This window comes from Myxococcales bacterium (assembly GCA_016720545.1).
GTDB lineage: Bacteria > Myxococcota_A > Polyangia > Polyangiales > Polyangiaceae > JAAFHV01.
In genome coordinates, this window is sequence record JADKKK010000002.1 from 171,629 (window position 1) to 193,386 (window position 21,758).

Sequence of the window (21,758 nt, forward strand, 5' to 3'; positions counted from 1 at the left end):
CTCAGAAGCGGGCCTGGATCGCCGTGCCGATGCCGAGGCGGTCGGGGCTCTGGAACACGCGGAGAGAGGCAGTGCCCTCGCTCGGATCACGCACGATCAGGGTGCCGTTGTTGTCGCGCACGTACTGCGCCCAGAGAATGACGGCCATGATCTCCGAGGCGTCCCAGCGGAGGCTCGCGCGCGCCTGCATGACGGGCGTGCGGTCCTTGTTGTAGGGCAGAATCGACTCGTCGCCCTGCTGCCGGAGCACGATGGTTCGCGAGGCCTGTACGCCGCCGTCGCTGAACTCGGCGCGGAAGGTGGCGGGGAGCTGGAGACCACCGCCGACGCCGGGCGTGAGGTGCAGCCCGGGGAAGTGGTAGTCGGCCGTGACCGCGCCGAATAGCTCGGGGTCCGACTGGGACTCCTTGGGCAACGACACGAAAGGAATGAAGCCCGGCACGTTGCGCACGACGAAGTTCAGATTGCGGTAAATGCCAGTCGCGCTGAGTCGCAAGTAGCCCGCCTTGAGCACGCCCTGGAGCGCCCCGGCGACCGCGTATTGATCCTTCAGCGCCCCGGCCTGGTCGAAGTCCTTCACGCGCTGTCCCAGCGCAGAGCCCTCGGCGCTGACGCTCCAGGCGAGCTCGCCGGCCTGGTATTTCTCAGGCGCGAACAGCACCATCGCCTTGTTCGGGTCGTTCTTGTAGAGGAGGAAGTCGACCGAGCGAGGGACCGGCATGTTGTCGTGAACCACGAGGCGGCTCGACGCGCCGTAGGTGTACGCGGGGCGGCCGCGCACGTCTTCCAGGTCGAAGCGCCCTTGTTGGAAGTAGCCGGCGCCCGCGTCCATACGGAAGTTCTTCGTGAAGTCGAGGCCCGCGCCGCCAAGGAAGCCGTAGTTGGTCTCGCCGACGCGCACCGTCTCCACGTCGCTCTCGCCGCCGGGGCGCAGCACCTGCTGCGGCTGGACGATCGTGCCCGTCTTGAAGCCGAGGAACGCGTAGAAGCCGTCGCGGTCGTACTGCACCTTGAGGCCAGGCGCAGCCCCCTGCAGCTTGGGGAAGATCGACTGGTTGATCGCGACCGCCGTGCCACCCCACGAAATGTCGTACAGGTAGCCGAGTCGAACGCGGTCGGTGTCGAGCGGGAAGAAGACCGCGCTGATGCCCTCTTTGTCGGTCTTGCCGGTCTGATAGAACATGCGCAGGTACGAGCCGCTGTCGTACAGGGCGGAGTTCAGCGAGCCCGTGCGCGACGAGAGCGCCCCCAGATCGAAGCGCAACACGAGGGAGGCCTCGGTGGTGAGCTTGTCGATGAACGCGGGCATCTTCTTGTACATCACGAGGTGCGTGAGGTTCTCGCGGCCCGTGAAGCGCGAGTTCAGGTTGTCGAAGAAGAGGCGGTACTGGGAGCGCTCGCCGACGTTGAACGTTGGAGAGAGCGGGATGAGCTCGCCTGTCTTGTGCAGGAAGTCGTCATCGCCGAACGTCCACGTCAGACGCGTATCCATGAAGTTGCCGCTGGGGCTCACCGAGGGCGTCCCCGCCGCGCGCGCGCCCGCCGTCCCGGCGATCTCGGGGACCCGAGTCTCCGCGGGCTTGGCCTCGCCGGGCTTGGGGTCTCCCGAGGTCGCGTCCTTGGCGTCGGCGGGCTTGGGGTCTCCCGAGGTCCCGTCTTTGGCGTCTGCGGGCTTGTCTGCGGGCTTGTCTGCGGGCTTGGCGTCGCCCGCCGCTGGGTCGGCCTTCGGCTTGTCGCCGTCCGTGGCCGCGGTCGCGGTCCCCGCCGCCTGCGCGGCGGCGTCGCCGGGGGTGAGCACGAAGGCGAGGCAGGCCGGCACGAGGACGAGAGTGGAGAAGAGGCGAAGCGAGCGCATCGAGGGAGACTCCGTGAGGGACCGTGAGGTGGAGCGAGAGGTGCGGCGCGAGCCGGGGGAGGGGAGCGCGGCTTGGGCGGCGTGGCGTCCAGGGAGAGGGCGGCTCACTGGGGACTCTCCTCGGCGAACGTGCGCGGAAAGACGCACGCCTTGTCCGAGGGGAGCGGGGCCTTCGCGACGTCGACGACGATGTCGTCGCCGCAGCGAGCCTCGATGGTGAACTGCGAGCCGCCGGAGAAGTAAGTGAGCGTGCCCGTGAAGGCGCGGATCTTCTTTCCGCGGAGCTCGTCCGGGTGAAAGGCCGAGTCCGTGCTGCCGTTCGCCTGGATGTTCGCGACCCGAATGCCGTCGGTGAACACCAGCCGGAACGAGCTGCGGCCCTGGAAGTTCGAGAACTCGGTGCACTCGCTGTTCTTCGTGCACGTGTCCGAGCAGGCGCCCTCGGGATCGTCGGTCGCGAAGCTTATCTTCCCGTCCTCGTTGAGATCGCAGTTGGTGGCGTCTTCGGTGAGGAGGAATTTCGGGAGGCTCGGGTTGTCCTTGATGGCCGGGTTGGGCTTGGGGTGACCCGGGCCGAGCAGCTTCGTGATGCGCACCTCGAGGCGCCCCTCGGAGCTGGCGCGCACAAGCGAGCCGGAGAGCTTCAGCAGGTTCGCGATTTGGACCGCGCCCGTGGAGTCGACCACGTCGCCCGGCTCGAGCAGCCTCGGCTCGGGGACGCCGCAGGGCCGCAGCTTGGGGTTCCACTCCTCCAGCGTCCACGTGGGGAAGCTCACCTGCGTGAACCCGAAGAACTCGGTCGCGGTGCCGCCGTGTGACCGAATGCGGTCGCACACGCGCATGCGTGGCGGGGGGTTGAAGTTGAACGAGAACACGCTGTTGAAGCCGCGGCCGTCGCTCACGTCGCTCGTGTAGAAGCCGTTGGCCGCGATGCGGGTGACCACGGTGTCGAAGTCGAACACCTGGGTGCCGTCCGGCCGCTCGTGGAAGCCGGTGTCGAGTCGGATGGGCTGCTTCGGGTAGGCGGTCGTCCCACCACCCGTGTTGACGCCGCGCACGTCCGCGATACGGGGCAGTGCGAAATAGAGTGTGGGGCTCGCGCCCTCGGCGTAGGTGCCCGACTCCTCGGTGTCGTCGTTCGCGAACGCGCAGCCCGGATCGGCGGGGAAGTCGATGAGCCCATCGCCGTCGTTGTCGAGGCCGTCGGCGCACTTGGGCGGCGGGTCGCGCACTGGATCGGCCGGCTCGTAGCCCGCGTCTTGGGCGAGGATGTACGACTCGCCGTACGCGTTCTCGAGGAGGACGGTGATGTTCGACGCCACGCCGTTCTCGAGCTTCACGCTCCGCCCGCTCACGCCCGCGCCCGAGAGCGACTGCACGTTGCCGGGCTTCGCGTTGAGGCGCATCCAGCCGTTGAAGCTCGTGTCGACCGCCCCGTCGGCGCGCAGCGCGGCGACGTTCACCACGAAGGGCACCGGGCCGTCGAAGCTGAGCGGGAGTGGCTTGAAGCGCTCTCCGGCGTTCGTCGACGGGGCCAGCTCCACCTTGACGCGTGCTTTTGTGTTCAGCGTGCCAAAGCCGGAGGAACAGTCGATCGCGCCGAGCGCGAGGCACGCGATCGCGCCCAGGCTCGCGAGCGAGGGGCGAGGCGAGCGGAGAGGCGCGGCCGCCGCGCGCGGGAGTCGAGCGAGTCGAGCGAGTCGAGCGAGTCGAGCGTTGAGTCTCATCGTCCGATCATCTCCACGCGACCGTCGGAGTAGCTCCCGAGCTTCGCGTCAACACACGACAAGATCTTGCACTCCTCGCCCGCGAGGGCGCACGCGTTGAGCTTGGTCCTGCACTGCTCGCGGTCCTGGGCCCGCGCGTCCGCGCAGGAGCGCTGGTGAAACTCCGCGACGCGGCTGCGGCAGTCGTTTCGCACGCACCGGCCCGCCCCGGAGATGCACGAGGCGCCCTTGCGCGAGCGGCAGAAGGCGTCCGCGTCCGAGCTGCCGGTCTCTTCCGCCGTGGCGGGGCAGGCGCACACGAAGTTGGGCTCGCACTCCGCGTCGGTGGCGCAGACCTGGAGGCCGTCGCCGCCGTTCGACGCCTTCCAGCCGCACGGCTTGCCGCCGCGTAGGAAGTCGGTGAGGGCGTCACGCTGTTGGATCTTGGTGTCGATCTGCGTCGTGTTGCGCTGCAGCACGCGGAAGCCCGAGCCGCCCTGGGCGAGGTAGGTGCTCGTGGCGAGCTCGTAGCGGTTGGTGGGCGTGATGCGGGCGAGGCACAGGCCCTCGGCGCCGCCACCGCTCCGGTCGCACTGGCCCGGGTGGACCACGCCGTCGGCCGCCTTGCACTCGTCGTCGGTTCGGCAGCGCTTGTAGGAGTTTCCGTCGCGGATGTGACCGATGTAGATCTCCTGGGCGCACGCGCCCACGACGCACTTCTTCTGCGTCAGGTCGCACTCGCCGCGCACCGAGAGGCAGTCGTCGTCGTTCGCGCAGGTCACCGAGGTCGCGGTCTGGCACCCGGCGCAGTTCAGGCGAATGCGCGCGCCCGCGATTTGGGCCTGGGTCGAGCAACCACGCGAGGCGGCGCGACGCGCGGTGAAGTCGAACATCTCTTGGACCTCGATGCCCGAGAGCTGCATCTTCGAGATCGAGTTGTCGAACGGAAACACGTTGTACATCTGCTCGATCGTGATGGGACCGGGCGTGATGTCGGCGCGAACGCCGGTGGTGTTGGTGAGCGCGAAGTCGGTTTGCACGCCCAGCCGGAGCCACATGCCCGTCGCGACGAGGTTGCCGAGCGGCGCGTCGCCGCCGTTGCCTGAGACTCTGCGCGAGCCCTCGGGGCTGTAGCCGACGAGGATGTCGAGATCTGCGGCCGTGTCGAGCCCGCGACGGTAGGGCTGGAGCATGTCGGCGACGATGGGGTCGTCGGGGACCGAGTCGTCGATCGGGAACGCCTGGTAGCGGTTCGACAGGAGCTCGTACCCGTTGACCTTGTCGTAGTCGTCGGGGTTGCCCGTGGGGCTCACCGCCGCGGGGTCGTTCGAGAGGACGAGGTCGAGGCGACCCACGTACTTCGCGAACGCGCCCGAGTGCGCGATGATCACGCGCCGCGGGCGGCAGACGCGCTTGGTCTGGTAGGGGTGGAAGTCAGGGTCGTAGTCGCCGAGCGGGCCCTTCAGCGCGGGATCGGCGTCGTCTTTCGGGGGGTTGCCCGGCGACGGATCTTGCTTCGGGTCGGGCGTCCACACGAAGCCTGGCTGCGTGGGATCGGAGGAGCAGTCGGAAATCTGCTGAGGCGGGTTGATGACGACGTGGTTGTGCCCGCCGAGCACCACGTCGATGCCCGTCGTGTTACGCACCATGCGCTGGTCGACGTCGAGCCCGAGGTGCGTGAGCATGACGATCACGTCGACGCTCGGGCGGAGGAGGTCGACGTAGAACTGCGCCACCTCCGCGGTGTTGAGCGGGGTGATGCCGAGGCGGTTCGGCTGGTCGAACACCGACGAGAGGCTCGACAGGTTCGCCATGCCGATGACGGCGATCTTGAGGCCGCCCTGGTTGAAAATGCTGAACGGGCGGGTGACCGAGCCCATGAACCCGCTGTTCGGCGTCTCGGGCGTCTCGAACTTGTAGTTCGCCGCGAGCACGCTGAACGTGGACCACGCCTGGAACTGCCTCGCCGCGTTGAGGGCGCCGAGGTCGAACTCGTGGTTTCCGACGACCGCCGCGTCGATGCCCATGGCGGAGAGCGATCGGACCTCTGGCTCACCCGAGTAAAAGTTGAAGATCGGCGCGCCCTGGAAGCAGTCGCCCGAGTCGAGGTGGAGCACGCGCTCGCTCCGTGCGCGCTCTCGCCCGATGACGTAGGCGAGGCGCCCCACGCCGCCGACGTTGGCGACCGATCCGAGCGTGCCGAGGCCGAGGTCCGCGTCGATTTGGGTGATGACCTGCTCGAAGGGGAGCAGCCGCGAGTGGATGTCGGACGTGTGGATCAACGTGAGGTTGACCTGGCAGCTCTTGCTCTCGCCCGGTCCACAGGGGCTCGACTGTGTGGGACCGTCGCCACCACATCCAGGCGAGCCCGCCAGGGCCGCGGTGAGACCCGCGGCGACGACGACCTGGGGGAACGCGCGACGAGGAGCGAGCGACGAGAGGAAGCGACGGATGCGGCCCATGCGTGCTCGCACACTAGAAAAGAAAAGCGAATTTCGCACGAAAGATCGCCCGACGCTCTTCGAGCGCCAGCGAGGCGGCCCGGCCTACGACCCGCCTGCCCCGAGGTCGTCGAGGCGGCCGCCGAGGCCCTGCGCGAGCGCATGGGCTACGTCGGAGGTGGTCGACGCGCGGAGCGCCTCTCCCGCGATGGCTTCGAGCTCTGCCAGGCGAAAGCGCGAGAGGGCCTCGCGAACCTCGGGGATGGCGGCGCTCTCCATCGACAGCTCCCGGACCCCAAGCCCCACGAGCAGGCACGCCTGGGCGGGGTCCGAGGCCATGGCGCCGCAAACGGACACGGGGATCGGTCGACCGCCGGCCGCCGCCACGACGCCCGAGAGCAGACGGACGATCGCCGGGTCGAGCGGTGAGGCGAGGTGGGCGAGGGTGCGGCTCGTGCGGTCGATCGCGAGGGAGTACTGCACGAGATCGTTGGTCCCGACGCTGAAGAAGTCGGCCTCGCGCGCGAGGATGTCGGCCATCACGGCGGCCGACGGCACCTCGATCATCGCGCCGAGCGGGAGCGGAGGCACGGACACTCCGTGGGTCGCCCGCACCTCGGCCTCGGCCTGCCGGAGCAGCGCGCGCGCACCCCGAAGCTCGGTGAGGGTGGAGACCATGGGGATCATGACCCGGACGCGACCGTGGGCGGACGCGCGCACCATCGCGCGGAGCTGCACGAGGAACACCGCGGGCGTCGCGAGGGCGAGCCGGATCGCGCGGAGGCCCAGCGCCGGGTTCATCTCGGGGGGCAATTGGAACGACGAGGCGAACTTGTCCCCACCCACGTCGAACGTGCGCAGGGTGACCGACGCCCCCTCGAACGCGGACACGACGCTGCGGTACGACTCGAACTGCTCGTCCTCGCCGGGCAGGTCGAGGCGATCGATGTAGTGAAACTCGGTGCGGTAGAGCCCCACGCTCTCGGCGCCGTTGCGGCGCGCCAGCTCCGATTCGGCGGTGAGCTCGATGTTCGCGCTCAGCACGACGCGCACTCCGCAGGCGGTCGCGGCTGGCCCCGCCTGCCGCCCGAGCAGCCGCTCCGCGCGGGCGCGGTGGCGGAGCTGGCGGGCGCCGGCGAGGGCCTCGTCCTCCGCGGTCGGGTGCACGGTCACCGTTCCGGTCACGCCGCACACGATCACCCGGTCGCCGGAGCGGATGGCTTTGAGTGCGTCTTGCACGCCGACGACGCTCGGGATGTCGAGCGCGCGCGCCATGAGCGAGGTGTGGCTCGTGCGCGAGCCGATCTCGGTGACGAAGCCGAGCACCGGCTCACGGACCATCCCCGCCGTGTCCGCCGGCGAGAGATCGCGCGCCACGATCACCATCGGCTCGGCGAGGCCGAGCGGCGCCGCCGCGTCGCCAATGAGCGTGCGCAGCAGGCGATCGCACACGAAGCGGACGTCGTGGCGTCGCTCCGCGATGTAGGCGTCCGCGCCGTCGGAGCCGGCGCCCTCGAACAGCTGCGCGAGGTCGTGCCGCGCCTCGCTCACGGCCCACTCCGCGCACTTGAGCTCGCGCCGAATCTTCGCCTCGACGAGGTCGTGGAGCAGGGGGTCGGCGAGCATCAGGAAGTAGGCGTCGAGCACCGTGGTCGCCGTCCCCGAGGAGGACGGCAGCCCTGCGGCGACACCGCGGATCTCCCGCTGCGCCTGGGACGCCGCGTTCCTGACGCGAGTCACCTCGCGCTCGCGCTCGCTAGGATCGATCGTGCGACGCACGAACGGCGGGTGGTGCCCGGTGATGACGAGGGCCCTCCCCACGGCGACGCCGGAGGAGCCCGAGACGCCCTCGAGCACCGCTCGCTCGCTCGGGAGCTCGTCTACGGACGCAGGTGGGGGTGCGTCCGACGGCGGCGGCTCGGAGACCGTCACGCCGCTAGCTCGCCTCGCCGAAGCGGTCGGCGATGAGCTGGCCTATCGCCGCGACGCACTCGTCGGCGCGGTCGCCCGTGGCGCGCACGTCGACCCTCGTCCCTTTGGAGCCGCAGAGCAGGAGCACCCCCATCACGCTCTTCGCGTTGGCGGTCTGGCCGGCGTGGGTGACGGAGACGTCGCACGGAAAGCGCGACGCGAGCTGGACGAGCTTCGTCGCCGCTCTCGCGTGGAGGCCCAGATCGTTGACGATGGTGAAGGTGCCGGTGTGCGCCTGCGCGGAGTCGTTCATGAGGTCTCGCTACTCCTTCTCCTCGGCGGCGCGCGCGTACGTGGCGGCGCGGCCGGGAGGCTGGCCCGGAGCGGCCAGCGCTTCGTCAACGTCGTCGCGGGGGCTTCCCGCGGTGGGAGCCTCGAAGACGGCGCTGTCCACGCGCGCTGGCCCAAGGCCGCGGAGCACGTCGCGGTGCATGACCCGAACCCCCGCGCCGAGGGCGCGCCCGAGCTCCTCGGCGAGCACGACGGAGCGGTGGCGCCCGCCGGTGCAGCCGAAGCCGACGGTGAGGTAGCTCTTGCCCTCGCGCTCGTACTTAGGGATCACATACTTAAGTAAATCCAATAACTTGCCGAGAAGCTCGTGCGCCTCGGGCTGCGCGAGCACGAAGTCGCGGACGGCGGCGCTCGTGCCCGGCTGGGACTTCAGGTCGGGCACGAAATACGGATTTTCGAGGAAGCGAACGTCGAACACCAGATCCGCGTCGACGGGGGGCCCGTATTTGAAGCCGAACGAGACGACGCGCGTGACCATGCGCGCCGCTGTGGTCTCGGGACCGTAGTGCGTGACGACGAGGCGGCGGAGGTCGTGCACGCTGAGGCGGGTGGTGTCGATCACCCGCGAGGCGCGGGCGCGGAGGGGAGCGAGGCGCTCACGCTCGACGGCCACCCCCTCGACGACCCCGTGCACCCCCGCGTCGCCGTCCTGCGCGAGCGTGTGCGGCCGTCGTGACTCGGAGTAGCGGCGCACCAGCGTCTCGTCGGACGCGTCCAGGAACAGCACCTGGAGATCGCGCTCACCAGCCGCCTCGAGCTGGCTGAACGTGTCGGCCACGTCGCCCATGAAGGCGCGCACGCGGACGTCGATGCCGAGGGCGACGCGTCTCACGCCGCCCCGCTCGCAGAGCGCGACGGCCTCGGTCGCGAGCGCGGTAGGCAAGTTGTCGATGCAGAAGAAGCCCAGGTCCTCCAGCGCGCGGAGCACGGTGGTTCGGCCGGCACCGGAGAGCCCGGTGACGACGACGACGAGCGGCTTGGCCGGGACGTTCAAGGCGAGACCTCGCCTTCGGCTCGCGCCCGCCTTCGACCTGGGTTCGCCCCTTCGGGGCTCACGTTCCGGTTCAAGGCGAGACCTCGCCTTCGGTGCCCGGGCCCCGGGGGCCCAGTTCCGGTTCAAGGCGAGACCTCGCCTTCGGCTCGCGCCCGCCTTCGACCTGGGTTCGCCCCTTCGGGGCTCACGTTCCGGTTCAAGGCGAGACCTCGCCTTCGGGTCGTGCCCGCCTTCGACCTGGGTTCGCCCCTTCGGGGCTCACGTTCCGGTTCATTCCTCGTCCTTGCCGAGCAGATCCGCGTCTGGGAGGAAGACGCTGCTCTCGGCGGTCTCGGGGGTCGGTCCTTCCGGCGCGAACCGTCGCGCAGGAACGCTGGGGAGCGCGTCCACCCTCGGGGGAGCGATCGACTCGCCGTCGGGGTGGCCCGCGGCGACGTGCGAGGGCGCGCGCTCCCTGGCGGCGTTGAGCCGCTCGAGGAACGTGCGGGCGCTGAAGGTCCCGGCCCTCCGCAGAAGCTCGTCGCGCGCAGCCATCTCGAGAATTGTACCCATCTCGCGGCCTGGGCGCACGGGGACCGTGAGCAGACGGATGGGCGTCGCGAGGATCTCGTGGTGCGCGTCGTCGACGCCGAGGCGGTCGTAGTCGCGCTGCTCGCTCCACTCCTCGAGCCGAACCACGACGTCGATGCGCTTTCGCGCGCGCACCGCGGTGACCCCGAACATGTCCTTCACGTTGAGGATCCCGAGCCCGCGCACCTCGACGTGGTGCCGGAGGACCTCGTCGGCCGCGCCGAAGACCGTGCCAGGGGGCCGCCAGTCGCAGCGGACGACATCGTCGGCCACGAGGCGGTGGCCACGGAGCACGAGCTCCAGGGCGCACTCGCTCTTGCCGATGCCGCTCTTGCCGAGCAGCAAGAGGCCCACGCCGAAGACGTCGACGAGCACGCCGTGGAGCTGGGTCGAAGGCGCGAGCAGCTCGTCGAGGCTCGCGTGCAGCGCGTTGATCGTGCGGCTCGTCGCCGCGTGGACCACGAACAGCGGCGTGCCGCTCGCCTCCGCCGCGGCGACGAGGGGCTTCGCGGGGGTTACTCCGCGGGTGACGACGACCACCGACAGGCCGAGCCCGAAGAACGCTCGGCACGACGCCGCGCGCTCCGCGGGGCTCAGCGCCTCGAGGTACGAAAGCTCGGTCTCGCCGAGCACCTGGACACGCGTGGGGACGAGGCCTCGGAAGTGGCCTGCCAGCGCGAGCCCGTTCTTCTGCACGCGGGGGTGCTGGATGGGCCGGCCGAGCCCCGAGGCGCCCGCGTGGAGCGTCGCGGGGAGACCGAGCCGTCCGTCGGAGAGCGCGTCGGCCACGCTGACGTCGCGCAGGGGCGGCGGCGCCTCGGACACCTCGCCGCGGGCGCTCATGGGCGTCGGGGCGCGCTCACCCCGCGCGCTCCTGCTCCTCGTGGGTCACGAGCTCGAAGGCCGCCGCGGGCTCCAGCGAGCGGAGGAGGCGGGCGCGAAAGTCGGCGCTGCGGAGGAGCTTGGAGATGCGGGCGAGGGTGCGGAGGTGCTCCCCCACTTCGCGCTTGGGTCCGACGACCGCGAAGAGATGGTGCACCTTGGCGTCGTCGATGGCGCCGAAGTCGAGTCCGCCGGGGACGAGCAACAGCGCCGCGACGGGGGTGCTCGAGCTCGGCGACCGCGGCGTGCGGGATCGCGACACCCTCGCCGATCCCGGTGGATTGGAGGTCCTCGCGCTCACCGAGCGCGTGGCGGAGGCTCTCCTCGGGCACCGAGCAGCCCGTGGCCAGGAGCCGCGCCAGCGTGCCCAACGCGTCACGCTTCTCCAGCGCCGTGCCAGCGAAGGCGATGCGGTCGGGGGCGAGCATTTCGGAAAGGCGCATGAGCGTTCTTGATTCGTCGGGGGCGAGGGGTGCCGGACGCGCCGCCCCCACGAGGCCGGCACCGCGCTCGCCGAGTGGGCTCAGTCCTCGACGTCGGGCAGCAAGTGCTGCGAGGCGCGGTCGGCGCCCTTCCGGCTGCTCCGCTCCGCGCTCTTGGTCTCGCGGACCTGGCGCTCGAGCTTGTCGATGACGCGATCGATGGACGCGTACATGTCCTCGCTCTGCTCGTGCGCGTGGAAGTGCTCGCTCCCGGAGTGCACCTCGACCTCGGCGAAGTGGAGCGTCTTCTGGACGCTCAACGTGACCTGGGCCTTCATCGGCTGCCGAAGAAACTTCTGGATCTTCGCGACCTTCTCGGTCGCGTAGCTCTTCACCGCCTCGGTCGTCTCCATTTGACGGAACGTGATCGCAATGTTCATGCGCGAAAACCTCCTGGCCGCGGGCCGAAAGCCGGCCCCGCTGTCTGCGAGCGCGCGAGCTCAGGGCTCGGCCTACGAAAAATCATAGAGGCTTTTGACGGAAGTGCGGCGAAAAACGGCCCGGCGATCAAAAATGCTTCTTCCGCTTGCTGGAGGCGAGGATCCCGAGCATTTCGCGGTACTTCGCCACCGTGCGGCGCGCGATCTGGATCCCCTCCGAGCTCGTGAGAAGCTCCACGATCGCCTGATCCGAGAGCGGGCTCGACTTGTCCTCGTCGTCGATGATCTTCTTGATCGCCTGCTTCACGCTCTCGGAGGCGATGTCCTCGTCGGCGACGCGGCGGATCGACGAGTTGAAGAAGTACTTCAGCTCGAAGAGGCCCTGCGACGTGTGGACGTACTTGTTCGTCGTGACGCGGCTGATGGTCGACTCGTGCATCCCGACGGTCTCGGCGATGTCGCGCAAGATCATGGGCTTGAGAAACGCGACGCCCTTCTCGAAGAAGTCGCGCTGCTTCTCCACGATGCACTCGGTGACGCGGATGATGGTCTTTCGGCGCTGCTCGATGGCGCGGATGAGCCACTGCGCGTTCCGGAGCTTCTCGCCGATGAACTCCTTGGCGTTGGGGTCTTTCAGGAGCTGCTTCGTGAGGTTCTCGTTGATGTACAGCCGCTGCACGCCCCGGTCGTTGTCCGTCACCACCCACTTTCCGTCGCCGTCTTTCACGATGTAGACGTCCGGCGTGATGGCGATGCTGCGGTCGTCGAGCTCGGAGAAGTTGCGCGCGGGCCGGCTCTCGAGCTTCTGGATCTCCTTGACCGCCTCGTAGACCTCCTCGACGGGCACCTTCAGATCGCGCGCGATCGCCTGGTAGTTGTGCTTCTCGAGGTTGTGGATGTGGTGCTCGATGATCGTGAGCTCGAGGTCGTCGCACCCGTACATTTCGGCCTGGACGCGCAGGCACTCCTGCAGGTCCCTCGAGCAGACGCCGACCGGATCCCACTCTTGCATCATGCGGAGCACCTCGGGAGCGTCCTCCGGATCGAGGCCTACTTCGTGGGCCAGCTCCTCGATCGTGAGGTCGGGGGTGCGGCCCTGGGGTCGATCGATGCCCTTGAGGTCGAGGAAGCCGTTGTCGTCGAGGTTTCCTAGCACGAGCTCGGCGAAGCGACGCTCGGCCTCCGTGAAGTCGCTCACCTGGAGCTGCCAGCGGAGGTGGTCGACCAGAGAGGTCTGCTTGGTGAGGTTCTGCTCGATCGGCGGCAGCTCGTCGAACGCGCCGCGGTTCGAGGGGAGGGCCTGCTGGAGGTTGCGGTTCTCCAGGAACTGCTCCCAGTCGATGTCCTGGACGCGCTTCTCTTCCGCTTTGGTCTCGCTCGATGCCGCGCGGACCCGCTCTTCCATGCGGTCGACCAGTCGCTCGCCGTCGGCGTTCCCGGTGCCGGAGTCACGCTGGGCCTCCCGGCTTCGGGCGCGCGGGTCGATGTCGTCGTCGGCGAGGACGGGGTTGCCGTCGAGCTCCTTGCGGATCTCGTCGATGAGCTCGAGGCGCGAGAGCTGCAGGAGGCGGATCGCCTGCTGGAGCTGGGGCGTCATGACGAGCTGCTGGCTCAGCCGAAGCTGCTGCTTGATCTCCATCGCGCGTGTTCCTTCGGTGCCTAAAAAAACAGCCCCGAGGGAAGAGTAACAGGCGAGACGAGGCGCGACAGCGATTTTCGTGCCAGCGCGAACCCCGCTCGCGTGCGAGGGGCGCGGCGCCGCCAGCCTCGCGAGGAGTGACGTGTGGAGGCCGGTGGGGGCGGGGCGGGGCGCGGCGCGCGAGGCGCCGATAACTATTGGAAAACTAGCGTAGGTTATCCTGAAGATGGGCTCTCGGAGGCCGGCGAAGCGCTGAGCGTGCCGAGATAGCGCCCGCGCACCGTCGCGTGCTCGCGGAACTCCGCGGGCGTGCCCAGCGTCACGAGGGCGCCGTCGAGCAACAGCGCGGCGCGGGTGCAGATCCGGAGGGCCTCCTCGACGTGGTGGTCGGCGAGGAGGACGGCCACCCCCGCGTCGGCGAGCGCGGCCAGCAGGTCCCCCAACCGGGCGGCCTGCGCTGGGTCGACGCCCGCGAACGGCTCATCGCACACGATCACCCGCGGTTCGCCTGCCAACACCCGCGCGAGCTCGAGCCGCCGACGCTCGCCGCCGGAGAGCTGACCCGCCCGCGTATCGAGCTGCGCCTCCAGGTCCACGCGTGAGACGAGCGCTCGTGCGCGGCCCGCGAGGTCGGGCCCGGCGCGACCCGCGCGCGCGACCGCGAGGAACGTGTCGACGTTCTCGCCGACCGTGAGGTCCCAGAGGACGCTCGGGCCCTGCGGCATGTAGCCCAGGCCCCTGCGCGCGCGTCGGAAGAGGGGCTCTCCCGTGACGTCGACGCCGTCCAGCTTTACCCGGCCGCCGTGGTCGGGCTCCTCGCCCACGAGCACCTGGAAGAACGTCGACTTGCCTGCCCCGGAGGGCCCGAGCAGGCCGGTGACCGTCCCGGCCTCGCACGCGAGCGAGACGCCCCGGACGATGCGCTTGCCGCCCCGCTCAACGACCACGCCCTCGGCGGCGAGCCGTGGCGCGCTCGGCGCCTCCGCCGTCACGGGCTCAGTTCCCCTTGGGGACCGGGATCTGCCCCTTCACCTGGTGCGCCGTGACCTTCCCGGTGGCGATGTGGATGGTCGCGCTCTCCGCCTGCAGAAAGCCCTGACCGCGCGAGAGCTTGACCCCGCCGCGGAGCTCCAAGAGCTGCTTGCGCAGGTCGAGCTCCACCTCGGGGGCCTCGGCGTGGACCCCGCGAACGTCGGCCGAGACGCCGCCCGATCCCTTCGCCCAGCTGAGGTGGGGCGCGTGGTCGAACTTGAGGTCGATCCGTGGGCACTTCACCGTGAGATCGCCCTTGGCGAGGGTCACGTTCCCCAGCAGGGTCGCGGTCTGCGCCCCCACGTCGACCTCCAGGTTCTCGGCCTCCACGCGCACGTCGCCACCCGCGGCGAACCCTTGAAGAGCAGGATCGGCGCCGGCTTCGCGTGGCGCGGCGAGTGGCGCGGCGAGGAGGCCCGCGGCGAGCGCGAGGGCGAGACGCCACGCCTTCTTCTGCCGGGCCATGTTCTTCAGCGTAGTGGCTCCGCGCGGCGCGGTCGAGCGTCGTGGAGGGCACGCGCCGCTCGGTGCCCCGGGGCTCGTCCCGCAGCGCGAGGCTCAGGCGCGCGCGGAGAGCGCACCGGCGAGCGCCGCGAGCTCGTCGACGAGGCCGGACCCGGCGCCGGCGGCGGGGGCCTGGGAGGCGAGGGCGAACAGGTGCTCGGTGAGCGTCGCGACCGCGCTCCGCGCGAGCGGCGCCAGCGCGTCGGCCCGGCCGCCGGTGGCGGCGAACGTGCGCGCGAGCGCGCGGGCCGAGGGGAGGCCCGCCTGGGCGGCGGCCGCGATGTCGGCCTCGCTCGCCCCCTCGTGACCGAGGTGGGCCAGGACCCGCGCGAGGGTCGGCGCGAGGTGGAACGTTGCGCGGTCGACGTGGTAGCGGAGAAGCACCGCGTCGGTCCGGAGGGCGTCTGCGTCGCGGCCGGTCACGATGACCTCGAGGTCGTGCTTCCACGCGAGGGCGTCCCGGGAGAGGGCTCCGGCGATGCGCTGGGCGGTCTCTTCAGCCTCGCCCTCGAGCTTCGCCGCCCGCTGGGCGAAGGCCTGCGCCGCGCGCTGCCGGGCGTCCTCGCGGCTCGCCTCCTCCGCGGACAGCGTGCGGGCGCTCGCCGCCAAACGGTGGACGATCCGCGCGGCGCGGTGGCGCAGGGCGCGCTCCTTCAGCACCGCGCTCTTGCCGAGGATGGTCGCGTCGAGGAGCTCCTGCACCGCGGGCCACCCCGACGCCGCGAGGGCCGCCTCGTCGCCCAGGCGGCCGGCGAGCGCCTGCCGCGCCGAGAGCGCGAGCGGCTCGCGCCACGAGGCCAGCCCCGCCGCGCCGAGCGAGGTGCGCACCATGGTCATCACTTTGGAGAGGTCGGACGGCTGCAACCTATCGGATTTGTTGACTAATATTTGAACGGGCAGCTCGAGCGCGTGGGCCTCGGCGAGCACGGCCTCCTCGCTCTTCTTCATGGGCTGGGTGGCGTCGAGCAGCCAGATCGCGAAGTCGGCCTCCTCGAACGCCTCGCGCGCGGCGGCGGCGTGCCGGGGATCCGGCGCGTTGAAGCCGGGGGTGTCCAGGATCTCGACCTGCGTGAGGGACGAGAGCGGAAGGAGGATCTCGACGCGGCGCACCTCGGCGGCGTCCAGCGCCTTCAGCGTCGCCCGAAGCTCGGGGACCGGAAGGATGCGGTCGCGCGTCTCGACGTCGCCGGCCCCCGAGAAGAAGAAGATCTTGGCGAGGGGGTCGGGCGCGTAGCGCAGGTGGTGCAGGGTGGCGGTGGTGGGCAACACACCCGTCGGGGCCACGTCGGCGCCCATGACGGCGTTGATGAAGGTGCTCTTGCCGGCGTTGAACTCGCCGACGATCGCGACCCGCACCGGGCGCGAGCGCTCGATGGACAGCTCCGCGAGGCGGGTCGTCGCTTGCAGATCGCGGAGATCGCGGGCCTGCCGGTCGAGCCGCGCGAGGAGCCGCGGCCAGTCGGTCATGGCCGCAGGGCCGGCCGCGTCGCTGGTGGCGTTCGGCACCCACCGGGCGATGAGCTCCTCGCGGAGCTGCGCGGCCCATGGCCGCACGAGCGGCGTCGCGACGAGCCGGAGGTCGTCGAGGAGCGCCTCGGTCGCGTCGGCGTCGGCGACCCGCGCGGCCGACGGGAGGCGCCTCGCGTCCGCGAGGGTCGGATCCGTCGCGCCCGGCGGGGAGGCCCGGAGCGCGGCCTCGAGCGAGGCGTAGTCGCGGTCGACGAGCGCGGCGTCGAGGAGCGGCCTGGCCGCGGCCAAGTCGCCGCCCTCGAGCGCCTCGCGCAGCGCCTCGCGGGCCTCGTCGCGGCGCCCTTCGGCTTGCGCGAAGGCTGCGCGCCAGCGGATGGGCGAGCCGGCCGGCTGGCTCGCGAGCACCGCGCGAATGCGCGCGCGGGTCTCCTCCGAGGAGGGGAGCTGCGAGACGGCCTCGGCGAGCGCGTCGGCCGCGCCGGGGGCCTCCAGCGTGAGCGCGCGGAGGAGCTGCGGGAACGCCTCCTCCTGGCCGTCGAGCGCGAGCGCGCGTCCGCGGACGAGCGCCCCGCGGCCGTCCGTGGCCGGACTCTCGAAGGTCGCGAGCCAGCGGCGCGCGGCCTCGACGTCACGCAGCGCGAGGCGCGCCTCGGCGCGCCGCAGCGCGACCTCGGGCGACGCGTCGTCGGCGACGCGCTCGAGCCAAAGCTCGGCCCTCGCGCCGTCCCCGAATTCGATGTCGAGGTCGGCGAGCGCGAGCAGGGCCTCGCGTCTCGCGTCGCTCCCGCCTTCGGCCACCGTGAGCGCGCGCACGTAGGCCTCGCGGGCCTCCTCGCCCGACTCGTCGACGTCTTCGCGCACGCGGCCGAGCCGGACCCACACGTCGGCCCGCGAGGGGACTCGACTCGCCAGCTCCTCCAGAGTGAGCGCGAGCTCGGCGTCGAGGTGGCCCGCCTCGCAGGCGTCGGCGAGGAGCGCCAGGCCGATGGGGGAGCCCGGGACCTTCGCGAGGAGCGCGTGGGCCTGGGCCCTGGCGCGCATGGGCTCCTGCGCAGCGAGCGCGGCTTGCCCCTCCTTCAGGTGCCCCTCGGCTCCCGCGAGCGCGACCTCGACCCGTCCCATCCAGCGTTCGATCGTCTCGGCGAGCTTCACGCGGCGACGATACGGCACTGAGCGGGCGAGGTCGACGCTGGCGGGCGTCGACGGTCGTCACTCGGTCGCTTCGCCGTCGAGGAGGGCCTCCACCCGGGCGGGCTCGACGCGGAGCACCAGTACACGCTCGCGGTCCACCACCACGAACCCGGGGACGGCGCCCTTCGGCTTCCGGAGGTGCTTGCGCGCCGCGTATTGCACGTCCACGACGGCCTCGCCTCGCGCCTCGGAGAAGTGGGCCGCGAGGTGCGCGGCGTCGAGCAGGTCGGCCTCGCGGAGGTTCTCGCCCCGTCGCTGCGGGAGGATGACGTGGGCGCCGCGGCGCTCCTTGGCGTGCAGCCAGAGGTCGTGCGGTGAGGCCACGCGGAACGTGAGCGCGTCGTTGTCGGCGCCGTCCCGCCCCACGAGGAGTCTCGCGCCTGAAGTGGATGCAAATGTCCGAAAGGGCACGCGCGCGTGGCGTCGCTTGGGGCCGGCCGCTCGGGGGCCCCCGCCGGGGGGCGGAAGGCTGAGGTCCCGCGGAGCCGCGGCGCGGGCGGCGCTTGCGGCGGCCTCGAGGCTCGCGGCGTCGGTGCACGAGGCGAGCTCCAGCCGCGCCTGCGCGAGGGCGGCGCGTGCCGCGCGGGTCTGGGCGAGGCGCGCCGTGGCCAGCTGCGCGCCCTGCTCGCGGGCGCGGAGGCGCTTGGCCTTCCGAAAGAGCGCCTCGAGCTGGTCGGTGGCGGAGCGGGCGGGGTCCAGCGCGAAATGGAGGGGCACCGCCTCGCCGCTCGACCAGTCGGTCACCGAGAGCGAGGTCGAGCCGCGCGGGGCGGTGCGCGCGGCGGCGGCGAGCCAGGGCGCCTTCTCCGCGAGCGCCAGCGTGCGCCCCATCTTCGCGAGATCGCCCTCGATCGCGGCCTCGCGGCGCGCGAGCCGCGCGTCGGCGCGTTCGACGGCGCGGCAGAGGGCGGTCCGCCGCTCTTCGGTCCCGAGGCTCGCGATCTGCGCGAGCGCCTGGGCCGCCGTCTCGCGCCACGCCCGGCGTTCGGCCTCCGAGGCGTGCGCGAGGGAGGACTCGCCCTCGTCTGGCGTCGCGCCCTGCCGCAGGGTCACGCGCCCTCCGCGGGCCGCGAGCCGCGCGGGCTCGCCCGTGGCGAGCGTGAGGGAGACGTGCCCCGCACCCAGGCCGACGACCTTGGAGCCCACCAGCGCCGTCGCGCGTTCCATGGGCACGCCCGGGGGGACGCGCCCTCCGAACGCCGCGCGCCGCTCCTCCGGGCTGACGACGATCGCGCGTTGGAGCCCCGGCAGGGCCGCCACGAGGACCACCCAGCTCGCTCCCGGCACCCGCACCTTCAGGAGGGCGAGGCGTTCGGAGAGATCGGCCTCTTGCACCATCGCGAAGGTCGCGCCCGTCGCGGGCTTGCCTGTCGGGGCCTCCACTCCGTGGGTATAGCGCGCAGCACGCAGCGTTCGCTATGGTTCATGGGGGTCGCGCGCGCGTCGCACGACCCACGAGAGCAAAGGGGTCCGCGTGGAGAAGAGGGGATTTCCCCGAGGCAAGACGACCGCGTCGCGGCTGAAGGTGCTCTTCGCGTGCTACGGCGCCCGAAAGGGGCGCGCTGCGGCCGGGGAGTGGCTCGCGCTCTCGCACGTACGCCCGGAGGAGCTCGAGGACGAGACCCGTCTCCTGCCGCTGACGGCCCTCGCGCGGTCACTCGACGCCTTCGTGGAGGCGTTCGGCTCCGAGGCGATCGACGAGGCCGCGACAGGCTTCCTCGCGCGGGAGAACCTCGGCCTCTGGGCGCGCGTCCTGCGCGGCCACACCACGCCGGAGGCCGCGTTCCCGCGGCTGGATGGCACGGAGAGCGAGTACGGCCGCACGACCGTCTGGGAGACGCTCGAGGTGGCCCCCGGGCGCTGGCGTGGGCGCGCGCGCCTGGCCCACGATCCGCGGCTCGAGCTGAACGGGAACCTCGCGTCGCTGCGGGCGGCCGAGCTCTCTATCGTACCGTGCTTGTTCGGGTATTCGCGGGGACGGGTGACCCGCACCGCGGGTGAGGGCGCGGACGAGTACGTCGTCGAGTGGGCGCTCCCGGTATCGGGGCCTCGGGCGCTGGCGCTCGGCGCGTGCGGCGGGGTCGCGGTGGGCGGCGTGTCCGCGGGCGCCGCGTTCGGGGCGCTCGCGGGCGCCGCGACGGCGCTCGGTGCCGGCATCGTCGGGGCGCTCGCGGGGCACCTCGTCGCGCGCGAGCGCGGGCGCAAGATCGCGGCGCGCGCCCAGTCGATCCGCCTCGCCGCCCTCGAGCGGAGCCTCGAGCTCCGGGAGCTTCGCGAGGGGAGCGCCGCCGGCGACCTCGTAGGGACCATCGTGGCCGGCCAGTACCGACTCGTGACGAGCATGGGATCGGGCGCGACGGGCGTCATCTACGAGGCCCTACGCATGGCCGACGATCGGCCCGTCGCCGTGAAGCTCCTGCGCGCCGCCGCGGCCCACGACACCGTCGCGTCGGACAGGCTCCGTCGCGAGGCGGAGGCCCTCGGCTTGGCGTGGCACCCCAACGTCGTGGAGTCGCTCGACCATGGGCACCTCCCCGACGGCTCCGCGTACCTCGTGATGGAGCTCCTGCGCGGACAGTCGCTCGCGGACAGGTTGCGCGAGCGCGGCCGGCTCTCGCCCGAGGAGCTCCGTCCGCTCGCCGTGGTGCTCGCCGACGCGCTCGCGGCCATCCACGCTGCGGGCGTCATCCACCGCGATCTGAAGCCGGACAACATCTTCCTGGTCAAGGGAGACGACGGCGAGGAGGTCGTGAAGATCCTCGATTTCGGCATCGCGCGCGTCGAGTGGGAGGAGATGCGCATCACGAACCTGGGCACGCCGATGGGCACGCCCGGCTACATGGCGCCCGAGCAAGAGGCCGGTCAGGAGGTCGACGCGCGCGCCGATCTGTACGCCCTCGGCGCCACGCTCCACGAGTGCCTGGTGGGCGAGCTGCCGGCGCATCCGGGCGCGCCTTCGTCCGCCGACGAGCCTCGCGAGCGAGCCCTGAGCGGGCACGCGGGGAGCGGCGTCCATCGGAGCGCGCTGCCCGCCGACTGGCGGAGCGTGCTCGACGCCTGCCTCGCGCGGTCGCCCGACGATCGGTACTCCGACGCCCGAGGGCTCGCGCGCGCCCTACGCGGCCTCGGCGACGGCGCGCGCGCCGCCGAAGAGCGCTGACGCTCGGGGAGCGCGGGCTGACGCCCGCGCTTCGCGGGGGTACACTGCCGATACCTCCTTCAAGGACTGCTTTTCATGCGCTCTCCTCTCCTTGCCGCACTTCTCACGCTCGGCTCGCTCGGTCTCGCGGTCGCGTGCACGCCGCCGTCATCCCGGCAACAGCAGCCGCAGGTTCCGCCGCAGGGGTACCCTCAGCAGGCTCCGCCGCAGGGGTACCCTCAGCAGCCCGGGCCGTACCCGCAGGTTCCGCCGCAGGGGTATCCGCAGCAGCCTCCGCAGCAGCCCCAGGTTCCGCCGCAGTCAGCGCAGCGTCCGCTCCTGCCTCCCCTCATCGGCTCGCAGGCGATGCAGGCCGAGCTCCGTTCGATCCTGGGCGAGCTCATCGCGGCGCTCCCCGCCGATCGGCAAGCGAAGGTGCGTGGCATCCCGCTGGTCGTCGACCCGTCGTACGAGGTGAACGCGTTCGCCGGCTGCGACGAGCGGGGCGCGCCGTTCATGGCGGCCACCGAGGGCATCATGGAGGCCATCGACGCGATCGCGCAGACCCGCGCGACCGATGAGCTGTTCGGCACGCAGACCTACGAGGCCTACTGCACGGCCGTCATCCCGAGCTTGGTGAGGAGCGAGTCGGCCCGCGCGACGCTGCCTCAGGGCCTCATCCCCGCCCAGTACGGCGGCGATCCGCGGCGTTGGTCACGCGCTCGGGAGATCTTCAACGACGTGCTGGCGTTCACCTTCGGGCACGAGCTCGCGCACCACTACCTGGGCCACACCGGGTGCGCCAACGGTCAGCCGATGGGCGCGGGCCCGAACCCGGCGCTGCTAGGCCGCCTGGTAACGCGCGTGGTGCCGGGCCTCAATCAGTTCAACGAGGCGGGGTCGGACACCGAAGGCACGGTCAACACCTTGGCGGCGGGGCGCGCGCGGCGTCCCAACTTCGAGTTCAGCGAGAAGGGCGGTCTGATGCTCTTCGACTACTTCGGGCGGATGGACCGCGCCGCGGGCGGCAACCCGCTCTCGCCGGTGGGCTTCCTTCGCACTCACCCCAACCCGGCGTTCCGCGGGCCGCTCGTTCAGAGCGTGGCGCAGAACTGGTACGCGCGGAACGGTCGCTAGCGGTGCGCGCGGAGCGGCCGCTTGGGGACGTGATAACGCATTAAAATCGCTGATAAAACGAAGAGAGCCCGGCG

At 71.4% G+C, this 21,758-nt stretch carries 15 protein-coding genes and 1 pseudogene; 2 read left to right on the plus strand and 14 right to left on the minus strand.

Going from position 1 to position 21,758, the window contains the following annotated elements:
- Position 1: 1 nt before the first annotated feature.
- The 14 genes and pseudogenes from IPQ09_04725 to IPQ09_04790 all read right to left on the minus strand — a co-directional run bounded on the left by IPQ09_04725 (position 2) and on the right by IPQ09_04790 (position 18,791).
- On the minus strand, positions 2–1,855 hold the full coding sequence (locus IPQ09_04725) for a hypothetical protein (protein MBL0193524.1): 1,854 nt from the start codon (positions 1,853–1,855) through the stop codon (positions 2–4).
- Between the two features lie 104 nt (positions 1,856–1,959).
- The gene (locus tag IPQ09_04730) at positions 1,960–3,582 is read right to left on the minus strand and encodes a hypothetical protein (protein ID MBL0193525.1); all 1,623 of its coding nucleotides are present in this window, start codon (positions 3,580–3,582) and stop codon (positions 1,960–1,962) included.
- On the minus strand, positions 3,579–6,023 hold the full coding sequence (locus tag IPQ09_04735) for a 5'-nucleotidase C-terminal domain-containing protein (GenBank protein MBL0193526.1): 2,445 nt from the start codon (positions 6,021–6,023) through the stop codon (positions 3,579–3,581). The genes IPQ09_04730 and IPQ09_04735 overlap by 4 nt, the downstream gene beginning before the upstream one ends.
- A gap of 84 nt (positions 6,024–6,107) precedes the next feature.
- The gene (ptsP, locus tag IPQ09_04740; protein ID MBL0193527.1) at positions 6,108–7,934 is read right to left on the minus strand and encodes a phosphoenolpyruvate--protein phosphotransferase; all 1,827 of its coding nucleotides are present in this window, start codon (positions 7,932–7,934) and stop codon (positions 6,108–6,110) included.
- 4 nt (positions 7,935–7,938) lie between these two features.
- Entirely contained in the window at positions 7,939–8,226 is a 288-nt protein-coding gene (locus tag IPQ09_04745; protein ID MBL0193528.1) for an HPr family phosphocarrier protein, read from the minus strand.
- 9 nt (positions 8,227–8,235) lie between these two features.
- On the minus strand, positions 8,236–9,258 hold the full coding sequence (gene rapZ / locus IPQ09_04750; GenBank protein MBL0193529.1) for an RNase adapter RapZ: 1,023 nt from the start codon (positions 9,256–9,258) through the stop codon (positions 8,236–8,238).
- A gap of 270 nt (positions 9,259–9,528) precedes the next feature.
- A complete protein-coding gene (gene hprK, locus IPQ09_04755) occupies positions 9,529–10,671 on the minus strand; it encodes an HPr(Ser) kinase/phosphatase (protein ID MBL0193530.1) in 1,143 nt (380 codons plus the stop codon).
- A gap of 16 nt (positions 10,672–10,687) precedes the next feature.
- Positions 10,688–11,153: pseudogene (locus IPQ09_04760) on the minus strand (PTS sugar transporter subunit IIA).
- 80 nt (positions 11,154–11,233) lie between these two features.
- Positions 11,234–11,572 carry a ribosome-associated translation inhibitor RaiA gene (gene raiA, locus IPQ09_04765; protein MBL0193531.1) on the minus strand — a complete coding sequence of 113 codons (339 nt, stop codon included), beginning with the start codon at positions 11,570–11,572 and terminating at the stop codon, positions 11,234–11,236.
- Between the two features lie 127 nt (positions 11,573–11,699).
- Complete coding sequence (gene rpoN / locus IPQ09_04770; protein MBL0193532.1) at positions 11,700–13,211, minus strand: RNA polymerase factor sigma-54; 1,512 nt, start codon at positions 13,209–13,211, stop codon at positions 11,700–11,702.
- A 215-nt stretch (positions 13,212–13,426) separates the two neighbouring features.
- On the minus strand, positions 13,427–14,203 hold the full coding sequence (locus IPQ09_04775; GenBank protein ID MBL0193533.1) for an ATP-binding cassette domain-containing protein: 777 nt from the start codon (positions 14,201–14,203) through the stop codon (positions 13,427–13,429).
- A gap of 4 nt (positions 14,204–14,207) precedes the next feature.
- Positions 14,208–14,708 (minus strand): hypothetical protein, encoded by a 501-nt coding sequence (locus IPQ09_04780; protein MBL0193534.1) that lies wholly within the window; start codon positions 14,706–14,708, stop codon positions 14,208–14,210.
- 93 nt (positions 14,709–14,801) lie between these two features.
- Positions 14,802–17,369 (minus strand): dynamin family protein, encoded by a 2,568-nt coding sequence (locus tag IPQ09_04785; protein MBL0193535.1) that lies wholly within the window; start codon positions 17,367–17,369, stop codon positions 14,802–14,804.
- A gap of 57 nt (positions 17,370–17,426) precedes the next feature.
- Positions 17,427–18,791 carry a DUF814 domain-containing protein gene (locus IPQ09_04790; GenBank protein MBL0193536.1) on the minus strand — a complete coding sequence of 455 codons (1,365 nt, stop codon included), beginning with the start codon at positions 18,789–18,791 and terminating at the stop codon, positions 17,427–17,429.
- Positions 18,792–18,882: 91 nt separating this feature from the next.
- Between IPQ09_04790 and IPQ09_04795 the strand changes: the two genes are divergently transcribed.
- Positions 18,883–20,568, plus strand: coding sequence for a serine/threonine protein kinase (locus IPQ09_04795; protein ID MBL0193537.1), 1,686 nt, complete (start codon positions 18,883–18,885; stop codon positions 20,566–20,568).
- 75 nt (positions 20,569–20,643) lie between these two features.
- A complete protein-coding gene (locus IPQ09_04800; GenBank protein MBL0193538.1) occupies positions 20,644–21,684 on the plus strand; it encodes a hypothetical protein in 1,041 nt (346 codons plus the stop codon).
- Positions 21,685–21,758: the final 74 nt, after the last annotated feature.